This is a genomic window from Halorubrum sp. GN11_10-6_MGM, assembly GCF_005435165.1.
Taxonomy (GTDB): Archaea; Halobacteriota; Halobacteria; order Halobacteriales; family Haloferacaceae; genus Halorubrum.
This window is the reverse complement of the sequence record NZ_SGUC01000013.1, coordinates 26,631-42,521: the sequence shown is the minus strand read 5'-3', so window position 1 is coordinate 42,521 and position 15,891 is coordinate 26,631. Positions and strand designations below refer to the sequence as shown.

The window sequence follows — 15,891 nt, the reverse complement described above, 5'->3', positions numbered from 1 at the left end:
GGCGCTCGCAGGCGAGCGAAGCCGCGACGAGGAGGGACCCGTCCGGCGACCGCGCCTACCCGAAGTTCTCGACCTTCGCGGCGTCCGCGTCGCCGCCCGCGGCGTCGACCGCGGCCTCGGCGTCGGCGACGAGGTCCGCGAACCCGTAGACGAACACGGTCTCGCCGTCCACGTCGGTGAGGACGTCCGCGACGGCGTCTGTCAGGGGATCGTCCGCGTCGAGGAGGCGGACCACGGCGCCCCGCTCGCGGAGGGCGTCGATCCGGTCGGCGTGGGCGACGTCGTCGTCGCGGTAGACGACCGCGGCCTCGGCGCCCTCGTCGAGGGTGCGCTCCGCGATGGCGACGGCGGGGCCGACCCCGGGGCCGCCCGCGATCACGACCGCGCGGGGCTCGCCGTCGTAGTGCTGGTCGCCGAAGGGGCCGGAGAGCGTCATCTCGGTGCCCGCCTCGGCGCCGGCGAGGAACGCCGAGAACTCGCCGCCGTCGTCGGGGTCGATGCCGACCGTGACCTCGAACGTCTCGCCGACGCGCGGCGAGGAGAGCGTGTAAAAGCGCGCGACCGACTCGCCGTCGATCTCGGTGCCGAGCTTCACGAACTGTCCGGGTTCGGCCGCGAAGCCCTCGGGCGCGCGAAAGCTGAGGGCGTACGTGTCGGGGCCGACCTGCTCGACCGACTCGACCGTCGCTGTCGTGTCCATACGCCGGATCGGCGAGGGAGACACAAACGCCTTCCTGTCGGCGTCGGTCCTGCCCGTGTCGAAACTGGCCGCGGGGCGCCCCGGAGACGGAACACGGCCCTCGCCGACGCGCCGGTACCGGCTCTCGACTCCGACGACGCGCGCCGGGGAGGCCCACTGCGACCCGAGGCGTTCGATGATCGTCGAAAACCGGTCCGACACGTGGGGTCGATCGTGAGGAATGTGGTGGACGAACGTTCAATTTTCTCTTATTTGTGTCCGACTGCGCCGTCTAGAGCGACAATATTCGCGAGATTGAACGCGTTCGTCCAGAAATGCCTCGGTGGCTCCTTCCAGAAGCCTTTTGATGAGTCCGCCGGAACCTAGCGCATAGCACATGGCCGCGGATTTCAACTGGGCTGTCGGCGGAGAGGCCGGCGACGGCATCGACTCGACGGGAAAGATCTTCGCACAGGCGCTTTCCCGCGCGGGTCGACACGTGTTCACGTCGAAGGACTTCGCATCGCGGATCCGAGGCGGCTACACCGCCTACAAGGTGCGAACGTCCGTCGACAAGGTACAGAGCGTCGTTGACCGGCTCGACGTGCTCATCGCCCTTACCCCCCGGACGATCGAGGAGAACCTCGACGAGCTCCACGAGGGGTCGGTGATCATCTACGACGGCGAGCGGACCACGATGCAGGACGTCGAGATACCCGAGGGGATGATCGGGCTCGACGTGCCGCTCAAGAGCCTCGCCGAGGACGCGGGCGGGGCGATCATGCGGAACGTCGTCGCGCTCGGCGCGGCCTGCGAGGTCGCCGAGTTCCCCATCGAGAACCTCGACTCGGCGCTCGAAAAGCGGTTCAAGGACAAGGGACAGAAGCTCGTCGACAACAACAAGGAGGCGGCCCGCGCCGGCCGCGACTACGTCGCCGACGAGTACGCGGACCGCGAGTTCGACTACGACCTGGAGACCACCGACGAGGACTACGTCCTCCTCAACGGCGACGAGGCGATCGGCATGGGCGCCATCGCGGCGGGCTGTCGCTTCTACGCCGGCTACCCGATCACGCCCGCGACGGACGTGATGACGTATCTCACCGGACGCATCGAGCGCTACGGCGGCCACGTCGTCCAGGCGGAAGACGAGCTGTCCGCGATCAACATGGCGCTCGGCGCGGCCCGCGGCGGCGCCCGCGCGATGACGGCGACCTCCGGCCCGGGGATCGACCTGATGACCGAGACGTTCGGCCTCATCGCCACCTCGGAGACGCCGCTCGTCATCTGTAACGTGATGCGCTCGGGGCCCTCGACCGGGATGCCGACGAAACAGGAGCAGGGCGACCTGAACCAGATGCTGTACGGCGGTCACGGCGAGGTGCCGCGGTTCGTCCTCGCGCCGACCACCATCGACGAGTGTTTCTGGAAGACGGTCGAGGCGTTCAACCTCGCCGAGAAGTACCAGCTCCCCGTCTACCTCACCGCCGACCTCTCGATGGCGGTCACCGAGCAGACGTTCTCCCCCGACACCTTCGACATGGACGAAGTGGAGATCGACCGCGGCAAGGTCGTCGACGAGGCGACGATCGACGACCACATGAGCGAGTCGGGCGGCTTCCAGCCCCACGAGATCACCGACGACGGGATCTCGCCGCGGGCGTTCCCCGGCACTGCCGACGGCGCGCACATGTCTACCGGCCTCGAACACGACGAGCAGGGCCGCCGGACAGAGGACACGGAGATGCGCGTCGAGCAGGTCGACAAGCGCAACCGGAAGGTCGAGACGGCCCGCGAGCGCGAGGACTGGAGCCCGCGCGAGTTCGGCGACGCGGACGCCGACGACCTCGTGATCACGTGGGGGTCGAACGAGGGCGCGCTCGCCGAGGCGGTCGAGATTCTCGACGACGAGGGGCAGAACGTGCGGGTCCTCTCGGTCCCGTACATCTTCCCGCGACCGGACCTCTCCGAGGACGTCGCGGCCGCGGAGACGACGGTCGTCGTCGAGTGTAACGAGCAGGGGCAGTTCGCGGACCTCGTGGAGCACGACGTGCTCGAACGGGTCGACCGCGTGAACAAGTACAACGGCGTGCGATACAAGGCCGACGAACTCGCAGCGGAGATCAAGTCGACCCTCGAAGCGGGGGTGGAGGCGTAACCAATGAGCTCAGACATTCGATTCACCGACTTCAAGTCCGACAAGCAGCCGACGTGGTGCCCGGGGTGCGGCGACTTCGGCACGATGAACGGGATGATGAAGGCGCTGGCGGAGACGGGGAACGACCCCGACAACACCTTCGTCGTCGCCGGCATCGGCTGCTCCGGTAAGATCGGCACGTACATGCACAGCTACGCGCTCCACGGCGTTCACGGGCGCGCGCTCCCCGTCGGCACCGGCGTCAAGATGGCCCGGCCCGACATCGAAGTGATGGTCGCCGGCGGCGACGGCGACGGCTACTCCATCGGCGCGGGCCACTTCGTCCACGCGGTCCGGCGCAACGTCGACATGACGTACGTCGTGATGGACAACCGGATCTACGGACTGACGAAGGGGCAGGCCTCCCCGACCTCCCGCGAGGACTTCGAGACGTCGACGAGCCCCGAGGGACCGAAACAGCCCCCGGTGAACCCGCACGCGCTGGCGCTCGCCTCGGGCGCGACGTTCATCGCGCAGTCGTTCTCCTCCGACGCGCTCCGCCACCAGGAGATCATCCAAGAGGCGATCGAGCACGACGGGTTCGGCTTCGTGAACGTCTACTCGCCCTGTGTCACGTTCAACGACGTCGACACGTACGACTACTTCCGCGACTCGCTGGTCGACCTGAAGGAGGAGGAAGGGTACGATCCGACCGACCGCGAGGCGGCGAAGGACGTCATCCTCGACAACGAGAAGGAACACCAGGGCGTCATCTACAAGGACGAGTCGTCGGTGCCGTACCACGAGCAGCACGGCGTCGACGAAGACATGTCCGTCATCCCGGACGGCGCCCCCGAGAGCGCGACCGACCTCGTCCGCGAGTTCTACTGACCCGGTCGCCGGGACTGTCGGACCGGACCGCCGTCGACGGCGGTTCAGTTCCCCGCGTAACGCCAGCGTATTCCGACCTTTCGCGACCGCCAAAACCGGGCGAAAGAGCGGGGTCAGGCTGATTTTTCGTCGGGTTTCAGCAAGCCTAATTACGTGGGTCCGTATTCACGAGTATATGGTTGATCGCTACGACGTCGCTATCGCCGGTGCCGGTCCGGCGGGCGCGCAGTGCGCCCGCGACCTGGCGACGCGCGACTACGACGTCGTCGTCTTAGAGACGGAGTCCGAAGACGAGTTCCCGCGACAGAGCAACAAATCGACGGCCGGCACGTTCCCGTCGATGATGTCCTCCTTCGGGATTCCCGACGACGTCGTGATGTCGTACACCGACGACGTCGTGTTGGAGTCCCCCAACGAGTACTACGAGAGCTACCAGCCGGGGGCGGTACTGGAGTTCGCGGAGTTCAAGCGGTTCCTCGTCGCCGACGGCCGCGAGAACGGCGCGGAGTATCGCTTCGACGCGCGAGTCTCGCGGCCGATCCTCGACGACGACGGCGTCATCGAAGGGGTTCGATACAACGGCGACGAGGAGCTGTACGCCGACGTCGTGATTGACGCCACCGGGCCGGCCGCGCCGCTCGCGAGCGCGCTGGACGTCGTCGACCTCGAACGCGAGAATCAGGCGATCGGCATCGAGTACGAGATGGAAGGCGTCGAGACGAACCACCCCGGATACGCCGACCTCCGACGCGCGATGATGCTCCGTCTCGACCACAACATCGCGCCCGGCGGCTACTCGTGGATCTTCGCGACCGGCGAGGACACCGCGAAGGTCGGCCTCTGTTACATCCAGAACGACCGCCACCGCGAGTTCGCCGAGGCCGGCAAGACGGTCGACGGGTACCTCGACGATTGGATCGGCCGCGACCCCCGGTTCGCCGACGCCGAGCGGATCGACGAGAAGGTCCACCGCGGCTCCGCGCACATCCAGCGGCCGGGACAGATGCACACGGACAGCTTCCTCGCGATCGGCGACACCGTGCCGAGCATCGACCCGCTGTGGGGCGAGGGGATTCATAAGGGAATGAAGTCCGCCCGCGCCGCCGCGGCGACCGTCGACCGCTGTCTCACCGACTCGGAGCGGCGCCTCGACGCGGAGAGTCTCGCGGTGTACGAGACGCTGTGGCACCGCGACGTGGCGCCGCGCGCAGAGTCGCGGTTGGCGCTCACAGAGCTGCTGTATCTCGCGCCCAACGAGCGGTACGACCGGCTCCTGAGGGATCTCCAAGAGACCGACGACGACGTCCTCGCGAAGGCGAACCGCGGCGAGAAGGCGGGGATGGCGCGGCTGCTCCACCTCGACGACGTCCCGCTGCTCGCGAAGTACGCCCGCGAGCGGTTCGGGGTCTGAAGAGCGGACCGACGGCTGGCCGCCGGTGTTCGACGCGGGACTAACGGAAATCGCGACGTTCGGACGGCGGAGCCGGGCGAGAACGGGACGAAAAGGGACGGTCGGGGTCCGCTACCGCTCGTCGATCGGAACGAACTCGGAGTCCTCGGGACCGGTGTAGCGGGCGCGCGGGCGGATGAGCCGGTTGTCCTCCTGGTACTCGGCGACGTGAGCGATCCAGCCGCCGACGCGGCTCATCGCGAAGATGGGCGTGTACATGTCGACGGGGATGCCGAGCGAGTCGTAGACGGAGCCGGAGTAGAAGTCGACGTTCGGAGCGATCCCCTTCTCGACGAGCCCCTGGTCGGTGAGGTACTCCTCGATAGCGGTGGTGTAATCGAGCCACTTGGTGTCGCCGGACGACTCGGCGAGGTCGCGAAGCTTCTCCTCTAAGATCTTCGCGCGGGGGTCTTTCACCTTGTAGACGCGGTGGCCGAAGCCGGGGATGCGCCGCCCGTCGTCACGGGCGTCTTTCACCCACTCGACGGGGTCCTTCGAGGAGGCGTCGACCTCGTGGAGCACTTCCATCACGTCCTGGTTGGCGCCGCCGTGGAGGGGGCCGGAGAGCGCGCCGATCCCGCCGGTGACGCCGGAGTAGACGTCGGCCATCGTCGAGCCGATCACCATCGCGGTGAACGTGGAGGCGTTGAGCCCGTGGTCGGCGTGGAGCGTCAGCGCCATGTCGAACGTCTCCTCGCTCACGTCGTCCGGCTCGGTCCCGGTGAGCATGTAGAGGAAGTTGCCGGCGTGCGAGAGGTCGGGGTCCGGCGCGACCGGCTCCTCGCCCTGTCGAACGCGCTCGAACGCGGCGAGGATCGTCGGGATCTTCGCCGTGATCCGTCGGCCCTGACGGAGGGTGGCCTCTCCGTCGTCGTCGCTCTCGCCGTCGGAATCGTACGCGGACAGCATCGACGTCGCGGTCCGGAGCGCGGCCATCGGTCGCTCGCCGGCGTCGGCGAGCGCGCGGATCGTCTCGATGACGTCGTCGTCCACCTCGCGCTCCGCCGCGAGGTCGGCGGCGAACGCGTCGAGCTCCGCGGCGGTCGGCAGGGAACCGTGCCACAGGAGGTACAGCACCTCCTCGTAGCTCGCGCCGCGCGCGAGGTCCTCGATGTCGTACCCGCGATACACGAGCTTCCCGACCTCGCCGTCGACGTAGCTCAGATCCGACTCCGCGACGAGGACGCCCTCGAGCCCGCGCTTTAACTCATCGGCCATACTACGTCGTTCCGACCAACGGCAAAAAAGCGTTATCTTTCAGGAGGAATACGGTACGTCGATCGTGGTACGTCACCGCGTCGTACGACGACGTGACAGTGTTCGGAAACGTCTGTGCGCCTGTCGCGAGAGCGCGGAACCGGCGCCGTCTCGGCAGCCGGAGTCGGTCCGGGAACGTCTCAGCGCGCCGGCACGACCGTCACCGTCCGGTTCCGGTCGATCGCGTCCTCCAGTTCCTCGGCGATGGCGGAGCCGCGGGAGACCTGGACCTCGCCGCCGCGGCCGACGGTGGCGGTGAAGAGGTACTCGCCGTCGGCGCGCACTTCGACCGTCTCGCCGACCTCGTCGTCGACGTCGATGACGACGTGGCGGGAGGTGATCTCCGGCGCCACCACCGTCCCGCGCTCCGCGCCCACCTGTCCGTCGCCGCGGCCGCCCCCCGCGGCGCCGCCGGAGGCGCTCGTCCCCGACCCGCCGGGCTTCTCGTCGTGCGTGCGGACGTCGATATCTATCCCGAGCCGGTTCTCGATGTCGGCGATCCGACCGCCACCCTTCCCGATCACGGTGCCGATGTCCCCCTCGGTGACGTAGACGACAGCCTCGTCGTCGCCGTTGAGCTCCACGTCGACGTGACCGTGGGCGACCGACTTGATCTCGCGTTCGATCTCCTTTTTCGCGATTCGACCGACGCCGGTCTCGCTTTCGGCGCCGTCGCCGTCCTCGTTCAGCGGGACGGTGACGACCTGCCGGTTGAACGTGTAGATCTCGTACTCGGGGCGACCGGTCTCGAAGTTCGACACCTGGATGACCGGGCGCGCGAGGTCCTCGGCCGTGAGCCCCGCCGGGACCTTCACTTCCGTCGTCACGTCGTAGACGGTGTGGACCTCGCCGGCCTCGATGTAGACGACGGTGTCGACGATCTGGGGGATCATCCCGAGCTCCACGCGGCCGACGAGCCGCTGGAGCGCGTCGATGGCGCGGGAGGCGTGGACGACGCCGACCATCCCGACGCCCGCCATCCGCATGTCGGAGAACACCTCGAAGTCGTTCGTCTTTCGGACCTCGTCGTAGATGGTGTAGTCGGGGCGAACGAGGAGCAGCGAGTCGGCGGTGTTCTCCATCTCGCCGCCGAGCGCGCCGTACTGGGTGATCTCCGGGCCGACCTGGAGGTCCCGGGGCTTCTCCATCGTCTTCACCGCGTAGTCGCTGTCGTTCAGGAACTCCGCGACCGCCTGCGCGAACGTCGACTTCCCGGCGCCGGGCGACCCGGAGATGAGCACGCCCCGCTTCTGTTCGAGGAAGCGCTCGCGCAGTTCGTCGGCGAACTCGTAGTCGTCGAGCGTCGTCTTCGCGATGGGGCGGACCGCGGTGATCTCGATCCCGTCGGCGAACGGCGGCCGCGCCACCGCGATCCGGTAGTTCCGGAACTGGACGATGTCCATCCCGTCGCCGGAGAGCTCGATGAACCCCTCGGTCGACTGGCGCGCCAGATCGACGATCGAGTTGGCCCACTCGCGCATCTGTTCCTCCTCGGTGGGCTCGTCGTCGATCTCGACGTAGCGCATCTCGCCGAGCGCCCCGCGTTTCGCCTTCGGGACGGTTCCCGTCTTGAGGTGGACGGACATCGTCTCGTCGGTGAAGAAGTCCTGAATCGGCAGCTCGTCGACGACGCCGCGGGCGACGGGCTCGACGTACTCGACGTCGAGCCCCTTCGCGCGGGCGACCTCGGCCTGGACCACGTCGCTGGACAGGAGCGTCGCGTCGTGGTCGGCGGCCAGATCGCGGATCAGCGCGTCCACGTCGCCCTCGTGGGCGTTCGAGCGGGCGTCGCCGCTCGCGCGCTCGCCGACGTACCGCAGCTCGATCGTTCCGTCGTCGGCGAGATCGGCGAGCCGCTTGAGCTCGCTCAGCCCGTCCCAGCCGGATTCGAGCCCGTCGTTCGCCTGCGACTCCAGCTCGCCGACGACCGCCTCCGGGACGAACACGGTGACCGACTCGTAGGTCCCGTCCGCGACGCGTTCGGACACGCGGCCGTCGACGACCGCGCTCGTGTCCGGTACTACGTTCATACAGCGGATCGGTCCGGCAGGCGTATAAGGGTGTTCGACCGGTGGCGCGGACGGGTCGCCACCGGCGAACGCGAGCCGATGCGGTCGACCCGATCAGTCGTCCGCGACGACCGGCCCGATCAGTCGTCGGCGGCGACCGCGTCCCGATCGGCGGCCACCGCCGCGGCGTAGGCCGTGAAGTTCTCGAACAGCGCCTTCGCCTCGCAGGCGGCGTCGTACGCCGCCGGGGTGATCGATTCGAGGACGCCGTCCACGCGGGCGTCGCCGATCTGGTCGCGCTTCCCGTCGGCAACCTCGCGAGCGGTCTCGGCGTCGTACTCCGGGTGGAACTGGACGCCCCAGCAGTGCCCGTCTCGGAAGGCGTGGACCCCGCGGTCGTTCTCCGCGAGCAGCGTCGCGGACGGCGGGAGTTCGACGACCTCGTCGCCGTGGGTGGTGAAGGCGGTGAACCGCTCGTCGATCCCCTCGAACAGCGGGTCATCGCGCACCTGCCGGATCTCGTTGTAGCCGATCTCGAAGCCGTCCATCCCCGCGACGCGGCCGCCGAGGGCCTCCGCGAGCACTTGGTGGCCGTAACAGACGCCGAGCACCGGAACGTCGGCCTCGGCGGCCTCGGCGACGTAGTCGACGAGCGGCGGGATCCACTCCTCGTCCCAGTAGACCGAGGAGCGAGACCCCGTCACCACGACGCCGTCGAACTCGGTGTGGTCGGGGAGGTCCCCGGCGACCGCGTCGAACTCGACGAGGTCTGCGTCGAGTTCGCGGCGGAAGTTCCGACGGGTGTTCGCGCCGTCGTGGGCGGCGTTCAACAGGGCGAACCGGAGGCGAGTCATCGACCGAACGGAGAGGCGAGAGTCACAAAACGGTTGCGGCGCCGGACGCCTCGGCCGACGACGCTGACGCGACGCTTCGGGGAACGTCTACCGGTACGCGAACCGGTCGCTCCCGTGTTCCGCGAGCCATCCGACGAGCAGGTCGTTGACGGCGGCCGACGCCTCGACACCGACGAGGTGCCGGGCGCCCTCGACCGCGTGGAACTCGCCGCGAGGGAGCCCCTCGGCGAGCGTCTCGCCGGCCGTGACCGGACAGACGGTGTCGTCCGCGCCGTGGACGACGAGCGCGGGCGTCGTTATCTCGAAGAGCGCCTCGGCGAGGTCGAACCCTTCGACCGCGGCGCGATGCGCCTCGTACGTCTCGCGGTCCGCGTCCTCCGCGAGGCGCCACTCCGCGATCCGCGAGAGCGCGTCCGGGCGTGTCTCACGAAACTCCGCGGAGAGCAGCCCGTTCAGTGACCCCTTCACCGCGGCCGGGTCGCTCGGGTCGGCCCAGACGCCGGCGGGGTTGTACGCGTCGCCCGCGGGCGGCGTCCCCACCAACGCGACGCTGGCCGGGCGAGAGGAGCCCAACGCGGCCGCCAGCGCCACCATCCCGCCGAGGCCGTAGCCGACGAGGTGGGCGTTCCGGATCCCCTCGGCCGCACAGACTGCGTCCACGTCGGCCGCGAGGGTCTCGACCCCGTACGGGCCGGGGGGCGCGTCCGATCGGCCGACGCCGCGCGTCTCGGGCGTGATAACCGTGTGCGGACCCGCCAGCGCGGCGTGTTGCCAGCCGAACTGCCAGGCGCCGAGGCCGACGTCGCCGCAGAAGACGACCGCCTCGTCGTCCGAGCCGGCGTCGGGGGCGTCCACCTCGTACCGGATCTCGGTGCCGGCGTTGGTCGCGTAGGGCATGGCGGGTCGAGTGAGCCGTTACGCCTCCTGAAGGTTGCGGAGGACGTCCGGCGCCGCCGCGAGCGCGTCGTCGAGCGCCTCGGCGTCGGGGCCGCCGCCCTGTGCGAAGTCCGGCGGTCCGCCCCCGCCGCCGCCGACCAGCCCGGCGAGCTCCGAGACGACCTGCCCGGCGTTCACGTCGACGCCGTCGGGGACGCCGACGACGAAGCTCGCGGAGCCGTCCGCGCCGCTGCCGATCACCGCGACCTTCCCGTCGTCGACGTGGGCGTTGGCGGTCGCGCGCAGCTCGTCGGCGTCGCCGTCGAGGCGCTGGATCACCGCGATCGTCCCGACGACCTCGACCTCCTCGGCGTCGGCGCCGCCGGAGGCGCGCGCGGCCGCGAGCTCCTCTTTCAGCGACTCGATCTCCTTGCCTCGCGCCTTCCACTCCTCGAAGAAGCGCTCTGCCGTCTCGGGCACGTCGAGCGGGTCGACGTCCAAGACGTCGGCCGCGTCGTACAGCGCGTCCTCCGTGCGCTGCGTCGCCTCGATCGCGGCGGCTCCGGCCGCGAAGGCGATGCGTTCGACGCCGTCCTGAACCGGCTCCGTCTTCAACACCTTCACCGCGCCGATCTCGCCGGTCCGGCCGACGTGGGTGCCGGCGCAGGCCTGGACGTCGGCGTCGCCGACGTGGATGAGGCGGACGTTCGTTCCCGGCGGGACGCCGCCCTGATACAGGTCGAAGCCGTGTTCCGCCTCCGCCTCGTTGCGGTCGGGCCACTCCTGACGGACGGGGACGTCGTCGCGGACGAGCTCGTTGGCGACGCGTTCGATCTCTTTGACGTCCTCGCGGGTGATGCGCTCGAAGTGGCGCACGTCGAGCCGGGCGGAGTCGGTCCCCTTCTGGGCGCCCGCCTGTCGGACGTGGTCGCCGAGCACCTCGCGGGCGGCGTGCCCGATCAGGTGGGTCGCGGTGTGGTGCGCGCGGAGCCGGTCGCGACGGTCGCCGTCGACCTGCCCCGTGACGAACTCGCCTTTGCCGGGGTCCGCGTCCGCTCGGTGGAGCACGACGCCGTCGACCTCCTGAACGTCGGTGACGTCGACGGTGGTCTCGCCGACCGTGAGCTGCCCTCGGTCCGCCGGCTGGCCGCCGCCCTCGGGGTAGAACATCGTCTGGTCCAACACGACGTCGTACCCCTCCTCGGCGTCGACCACGTCGAGGACGACCGCCTCGAACTCGGTGCGCCCCTGGTCGTCGTAGAACAGCTTCTCCGTCTCGGGGAGGTCGGCGAGCCGCTGGTCGCGCTCGTCGGCCGCCGCCGCGGCGTCGCCCTCCTCGTGTCGGTCGGCGACGAGCGCGTAGAAGTCGTCGGGCACGTCGACGGCCGCGCCGCGCTCGTCGGCGATGTCGGCGACCATGTCGGGCTGGATCCCGTGGGAGTCGTACAGCTCCAGCAGCTCCTCTGTCGGGATCGGCTCGCCGGTGCCGGCGTACTCGTCGGCGAGCTGCTCGACCTTGCGGGCGCCGCGCTCCAACGTCCGCTCGTACTTCCGCTCCTCGCTGCGGACGATCTCGCGGATCGTGTCGCGGTTCTCGTAGCCGAGCCGCTCGGCCTGCATGTCGACGAGTTCATCGAGGGGGGCGTCGACGCCCACCTCGTCGACGAGCCGCTTCATCCGGCGCAACACCATGCGCGCGAGGTAGCCCGTCCCGACGTTCGAGGGGACGATCTCGTCGCCGAACATGTACGCGAGCGTGCGGGAGTGGTCGGCAATGGCGTAGATGGACTCCAGCGGCTCGACCAGCTCGCGGAGCCGGTCGACGTCGACGTCGAGCCGGTCGGCGATCTCGCCGCGGGCGGCCTCCACGTCGTCCACGTCGTCGATGTCGAGCCGGCCGGAGAGCTTCGCGGCGCGGTGGACGAGTTCCCGTTCCGCCTCGGTGTGTTCGATGCCGGCGTTGTCCTTCAAGAAGTCGATCGCGTCGGGGTAGACCGCCTCGTACACCGTCGCCGTCCCCTGGCTCATCCACGTCCACCGTTCGAGCCCGTAGCCCGTGTCGACGATGTACGTGTCCATGAACGAGTACGTGTTCCCGTCTTTCATCTCGTAGTCGCCGTCCGGGTCCTGCTCCATACACATGAAGACGAGCGTCGCCAGCTCGGCGCCCTTGTAGATGACCTCGATGGCGGGGCCGGCGTTGCCGCCGCCGACCCACGGGTCTTCGATGTAGGTGATCTCCTCTAGGTCGGCGCCGAGGGACTCGAACAGCTCGTCGCAGTACTGGACCGTCTCGTCTTTCCAGTACACCTCGCCGTGGTAGGCGTACTCGTCCTCGTCGACCTCCTCGCGCGTGTTGAACGCGTGGTGGGCCATCATCTCGAACGCCATCGTGTGTCGCCCGGTCTTGCCCACGTTGTCGATGTCCTGCATCCGGATACAGGGCTGTGAGATCGTCAGCGGGTTCGCCGGCGGCGGCGTCTGCCCGGAGGTGACGAGCGGCTGGAAGTCGTAGATCGACGCCTGCGTCAGGAGGACGTCGTCGCGCCAGCGGTTCGCGGCGACCGGATACGGGTCGATCCGCTCGTGGCCGTGTTCTTCGAAGAAGGAGAGGAACGCCTCGCGCATCTCCGACAGCGAGTGGGCCTCCGGGAACCCCGGATCGTCGATGAAGCTGTAGTCCTCGCAGGGCGGCTCGCCGCACAGTTCGCGGTCGGCGTCGCGGGTCCAGAAGTGCGCGCCACAGGAGAGACACTCCTTGCGCTCGAACCCCTCCTCCTCGAAGTAGTCGAGACGGTACTCCGCTTCGAGATCGCTCATTACACGAACGTGGCCCGTGTTGCTCCAAAAGGGTTCCGGGGTCCGTCGTCAGGCCGAGAGGCGCCCCCGCCGGAGGGATCGGAATCGCCCGACGACGGCGATCAGTAAGAAGGTTTATACTCTCGGCGCGTACCTATGGGTACAATTGTGACTTCCGCGTTGGGTGAGCGGGCGTCCGTTCTCGTACTCGCAGACGACTTCGATCTCACCGACGAAGGCGAGTCGCGGATCGGCGCCGAGCACCGCGACGCCGACGACGGGCCGATCGCAGTCGAGACGCACGCGGCGGCTCCCGAGGAAGTCGACGACGAGCGCCTCGCCGACGCCGACGTGGCGGTCGTCACCGACGAGGCGGGACTCGACCGAATCCGCTCGGCCGACCGCGTCGGCCCCGTGATCGCCTACGTCGACGATCCCGCGGACCCGACGGCGACGGACCCGCACGTGGACGCGGTCGCGGGGTCTCCGGCGGCGCTCTCGGAGACGGTCTCGTGGCTGCTCGCCCGGGATCGACGGTCCGTCGTCCGGTCGGAACCGACCCGGACCCCCTCGCGGATCGAACAGCTCAACGCCGGGATGACGGAGATCGCCGCCGTCAGATCGGTCGACGAGGCGTACCGGGCCGCCATCGCGGTCGCCGACCAGGTGTTTCCGACGTATCAGGCCGTGGTCGCCGTCCGGGACGGAGCGTGGATCGAGCCCGTGGTCGCCTCCAGCGGGACGCCGGTCGAGGACTGTAACCGAGTCCGTGTCGGCGCCGGCGTGGCCGGCAGGACCGTCCAGACCGGCGACGTGTCCGTCGCGCCGAACCCGAACCCCGAGAGCCGGTTCGGAACGCTGCTCACCGTCCCGGTCGGCGACGACGTCGTCTTCCAGCTCGCGACTGACGAGACTCACGGCGACGCCGAGTTCGACGACGCCGACCGCCGACTGGCGGAGCTGCTCGCGTCGCACTTAGAGGAGACGCTCGACCGGATCTCGGTCACGGAGACGCTTCGGACCGAACGAGACAGATTGCTCGCGCTGTTCACCAACGTCCCCGACCCCGCCATCGCCTACGACTACGTCGACGACGAGCCGATCGTCCGACAGGTGAACGACGCGTTCGAGGAGACGTTCGGCTACGACGCCGAGACCGTTCTCGGCGAATCCGTCGACGACTACATCGTCCCTCCCGACGCCGAGCCGGAGGCCGGCGACCTCAACGAGCGGTTACGTCGCGGCGAGAACGTCCGCCGGGAGGTGACGCGAACCACCGCGGACGGACCGCGCCACTTCATCCTCCACGTCATCCCGATCCACCTCGACGCTTCGAACGCGGCCGGCTACGCCATCTACACCGACGTCACCGACCGGCGCGAGCGCGAGGAGACCCTCCGGAGACAGAACGAGCGGCTCGACGAGTTCGCCTCGATCGTCTCGCACGACCTCCGCAATCCGCTGTCGGTCGCGGAGGGGTACGTCGACCTCGTCCGCGAGACGGGGGAGGTCGACCGCCTCGACGCGGCCGCGGAGGCGATCGACCGGATGGACGAACTCGTCGCCGACCTCCTGTCGCTGGCTAGGCAGGGTCGGGCGGTCGGCGAGACGGAGTCCGTCTCGCTCACGGCGGTCGCACGCGAGGCGTGGAGCAGCGTCGAAACCGGGACGGCGACGTTCGCCGTCGAGTCGGAGGCGGTCGTGGAGGCGAACCGGACGCGGCTCCGCGAGCTGTTCGAGAACGTCTTCCGAAACAGCGTCGAACACGGCCGGGAGTCGCCGGCGGACGACCTCTCCGTCAGTGTCGGAACGCTCGACGAGGAGGACGGGGACGCGGGGTTTTACGTCGAGGACGACGGCACGGGGCTCCCGGAGGCGGACGTCGACCGCGTGTTCGAGAGCGGCTTCACGACCGACGACTCCGGAACGGGACTCGGACTCGCCATCACGAAGCGAATCGCCGAGGCCCACGGCTGGACCGTCCACGCGCTCGCCGGCGGGGACGGCGGCGCCCGGTTCGAGTTCCGCACTTCCTGACCGGAACCGGTCCGAAACGACCTTACGCCGCGCGCTCGGCTCTTCCGGTATGGTCGAGAACGTCGTCTACCCCGCCTACTTCGACGCCGAACTGTCGCGCTCGGAGGGGCGCCGCGTCCCGGCGGATCTGGCGGTCGAAGCGCCGACCGTCGACGAGATAGCGAAGGCGGTCCAGCAGGTCGGTTACGACGCCGTCGTCGAGCGCGACGCAACGTACTCCCGAGAGTTCGAGGCCCGCGGCTCCGTCGTGGTCAAGGGCACCGAGGACACCGCGAAAAACGACCTCGTCCAGGCGATCGCCGCGTACCTCGGCGTGCTTCGGGAGTAATCGTGCGGCGCGTCGGTACCGTCGTCCGCACGGCCGGCGGACTCGCGATCGCCCGGGGCGACCCCGGCGCCGATCCGCCCAGAATCGGCGCGAGCGTCGTCGACGAGTCCCTCTCGGCCGTCGGGCGCGTCGTCGACGTGTTCGGCCCGGTGGGACAGCCCTACGTGGCCGTCACGCCCGGCGACGGCGTCGGACTCCCGGACCTCGTCGGCGGCAAGCTGTACGCGCGCTAGCACCGCACGGCGGCGCTACGCCTCGGCGCCGGGGTCCGACTCGTCGGGGCCGTCGGCGACCACGTCGAAGTCCCCGATCTCCTTGTCCGTGCGAGCGAGCCGTTCGGCGACCAACAGCTTCTCTCGTCGCTCCAGTCGATCCCAGTCGAACTCGGTCGGCGGCGACGCCTCCAGCGACTCGAACCGCTGGATCACCGTCTCGTTCGCGAACCGTTCGAACGACTCGCAGTTCGGACACGTCATCGAGAGGTGGGAAGTGTCGAACGATCGAGTGACGACCTCGTCGAGGCAGTTCAGACACCGGTAGGTGCGAGTCCGGGACATGCGTACGCTAACGGACC

13 protein-coding genes are annotated in these 15,891 nt (G+C 69.1%); 6 read left to right on the top strand and 7 right to left on the bottom strand.

What is annotated here, in order from left to right; genetic code table 11:
- Positions 1-55: 55 nt before the first annotated feature.
- On the bottom strand, positions 56-700 hold the full coding sequence (locus EXE46_RS08405; RefSeq protein ID WP_137687975.1) for a ferredoxin--NADP reductase: 645 nt from the start codon (positions 698-700) through the stop codon (positions 56-58).
- Between the two features lie 376 nt (positions 701-1,076).
- On the opposite strand from EXE46_RS08405, the gene EXE46_RS08400 reads away from it, so the two are divergent.
- The 3 genes from EXE46_RS08400 to EXE46_RS08390 all read left to right on the top strand — a co-directional run bounded on the left by EXE46_RS08400 (position 1,077) and on the right by EXE46_RS08390 (position 5,118).
- Positions 1,077-2,837, top strand: a complete 1,761-nt coding sequence (locus EXE46_RS08400; protein WP_137687974.1) for a 2-oxoacid:acceptor oxidoreductase subunit alpha — start codon at positions 1,077-1,079, stop codon at positions 2,835-2,837.
- A 3-nt stretch (positions 2,838-2,840) separates the two neighbouring features.
- On the top strand, positions 2,841-3,707 hold the full coding sequence (locus EXE46_RS08395; RefSeq protein ID WP_137687973.1) for a 2-oxoacid:ferredoxin oxidoreductase subunit beta: 867 nt from the start codon (positions 2,841-2,843) through the stop codon (positions 3,705-3,707).
- A gap of 175 nt (positions 3,708-3,882) precedes the next feature.
- On the top strand, positions 3,883-5,118 hold the full coding sequence (locus tag EXE46_RS08390) for a digeranylgeranylglycerophospholipid reductase (RefSeq protein WP_137687972.1): 1,236 nt from the start codon (positions 3,883-3,885) through the stop codon (positions 5,116-5,118).
- 111 nt (positions 5,119-5,229) lie between these two features.
- Here EXE46_RS08390 and citZ read toward each other — a convergent pair whose 3' ends face one another.
- The 5 genes from citZ to alaS all read right to left on the bottom strand — a co-directional run bounded on the left by citZ (position 5,230) and on the right by alaS (position 12,973).
- Positions 5,230-6,375 (bottom strand): citrate synthase, encoded by a 1,146-nt coding sequence (citZ, locus tag EXE46_RS08385; protein ID WP_137687971.1) that lies wholly within the window; start codon positions 6,373-6,375, stop codon positions 5,230-5,232.
- Between the two features lie 179 nt (positions 6,376-6,554).
- On the bottom strand, positions 6,555-8,444 hold the full coding sequence (locus tag EXE46_RS08380; RefSeq protein ID WP_137687970.1) for a PINc/VapC family ATPase: 1,890 nt from the start codon (positions 8,442-8,444) through the stop codon (positions 6,555-6,557).
- A 119-nt stretch (positions 8,445-8,563) separates the two neighbouring features.
- Positions 8,564-9,277, bottom strand: coding sequence for a type 1 glutamine amidotransferase (locus tag EXE46_RS08375; RefSeq protein ID WP_137687969.1), 714 nt, complete (start codon positions 9,275-9,277; stop codon positions 8,564-8,566).
- A gap of 87 nt (positions 9,278-9,364) precedes the next feature.
- Complete coding sequence (locus tag EXE46_RS08370; RefSeq protein WP_137687968.1) at positions 9,365-10,174, bottom strand: alpha/beta fold hydrolase; 810 nt, start codon at positions 10,172-10,174, stop codon at positions 9,365-9,367.
- Positions 10,175-10,192: 18 nt separating this feature from the next.
- Entirely contained in the window at positions 10,193-12,973 is a 2,781-nt protein-coding gene (alaS, locus tag EXE46_RS08365) for an alanine--tRNA ligase (protein WP_137687967.1), read from the bottom strand.
- 147 nt (positions 12,974-13,120) lie between these two features.
- Here alaS and EXE46_RS08360 point away from each other — a divergent pair, with 147 nt between their 5' ends.
- The 3 genes from EXE46_RS08360 to EXE46_RS08350 are packed head-to-tail and all read left to right on the top strand — an operon-like array spanning position 13,121 to position 15,550.
- Positions 13,121-14,989, top strand: a complete 1,869-nt coding sequence (locus EXE46_RS08360) for a PAS domain-containing sensor histidine kinase (RefSeq protein ID WP_137687966.1) — start codon at positions 13,121-13,123, stop codon at positions 14,987-14,989.
- A 49-nt stretch (positions 14,990-15,038) separates the two neighbouring features.
- Positions 15,039-15,317 carry a signal recognition particle subunit SRP19 gene (gene srp19, locus EXE46_RS08355; protein ID WP_137687965.1) on the top strand — a complete coding sequence of 93 codons (279 nt, stop codon included), beginning with the start codon at positions 15,039-15,041 and terminating at the stop codon, positions 15,315-15,317.
- A gap of 2 nt (positions 15,318-15,319) precedes the next feature.
- Entirely contained in the window at positions 15,320-15,550 is a 231-nt protein-coding gene (locus tag EXE46_RS08350) for an H/ACA ribonucleoprotein complex subunit GAR1 (RefSeq protein WP_137687964.1), read from the top strand.
- A gap of 15 nt (positions 15,551-15,565) precedes the next feature.
- Here EXE46_RS08350 and EXE46_RS08345 read toward each other — a convergent pair whose 3' ends face one another.
- A complete protein-coding gene (locus EXE46_RS08345; protein WP_137687963.1) occupies positions 15,566-15,874 on the bottom strand; it encodes a hypothetical protein in 309 nt (102 codons plus the stop codon).
- Between the last annotated feature and the right edge of the window lie 17 nt (positions 15,875-15,891).

Coding starts and splice junctions, on each gene's coding strand:
- EXE46_RS08405 (WP_137687975.1), bottom strand. CDS start 700: ATGGACACGACAGCGACGGTCGAGTCGGTCGAGCAGGTCGGCCCCGAC.
- EXE46_RS08400 (WP_137687974.1), top strand. CDS start 1,077: ATGGCCGCGGATTTCAACTGGGCTGTCGGCGGAGAGGCCGGCGACGGC.
- EXE46_RS08395 (WP_137687973.1), top strand. CDS start 2,841: ATGAGCTCAGACATTCGATTCACCGACTTCAAGTCCGACAAGCAGCCG.
- EXE46_RS08390 (WP_137687972.1), top strand. CDS start 3,883: ATGGTTGATCGCTACGACGTCGCTATCGCCGGTGCCGGTCCGGCGGGC.
- citZ (WP_137687971.1), bottom strand. CDS start 6,375: ATGGCCGATGAGTTAAAGCGCGGGCTCGAGGGCGTCCTCGTCGCGGAG.
- EXE46_RS08380 (WP_137687970.1), bottom strand. CDS start 8,444: ATGAACGTAGTACCGGACACGAGCGCGGTCGTCGACGGCCGCGTGTCC.
- EXE46_RS08375 (WP_137687969.1), bottom strand. CDS start 9,277: ATGACTCGCCTCCGGTTCGCCCTGTTGAACGCCGCCCACGACGGCGCG.
- EXE46_RS08370 (WP_137687968.1), bottom strand. CDS start 10,174: ATGCCCTACGCGACCAACGCCGGCACCGAGATCCGGTACGAGGTGGAC.
- alaS (WP_137687967.1), bottom strand. CDS start 12,973: ATGAGCGATCTCGAAGCGGAGTACCGTCTCGACTACTTCGAGGAGGAG.
- srp19 (WP_137687965.1), top strand. CDS start 15,039: ATGGTCGAGAACGTCGTCTACCCCGCCTACTTCGACGCCGAACTGTCG.
- EXE46_RS08345 (WP_137687963.1), bottom strand. CDS start 15,874: ATGTCCCGGACTCGCACCTACCGGTGTCTGAACTGCCTCGACGAGGTC.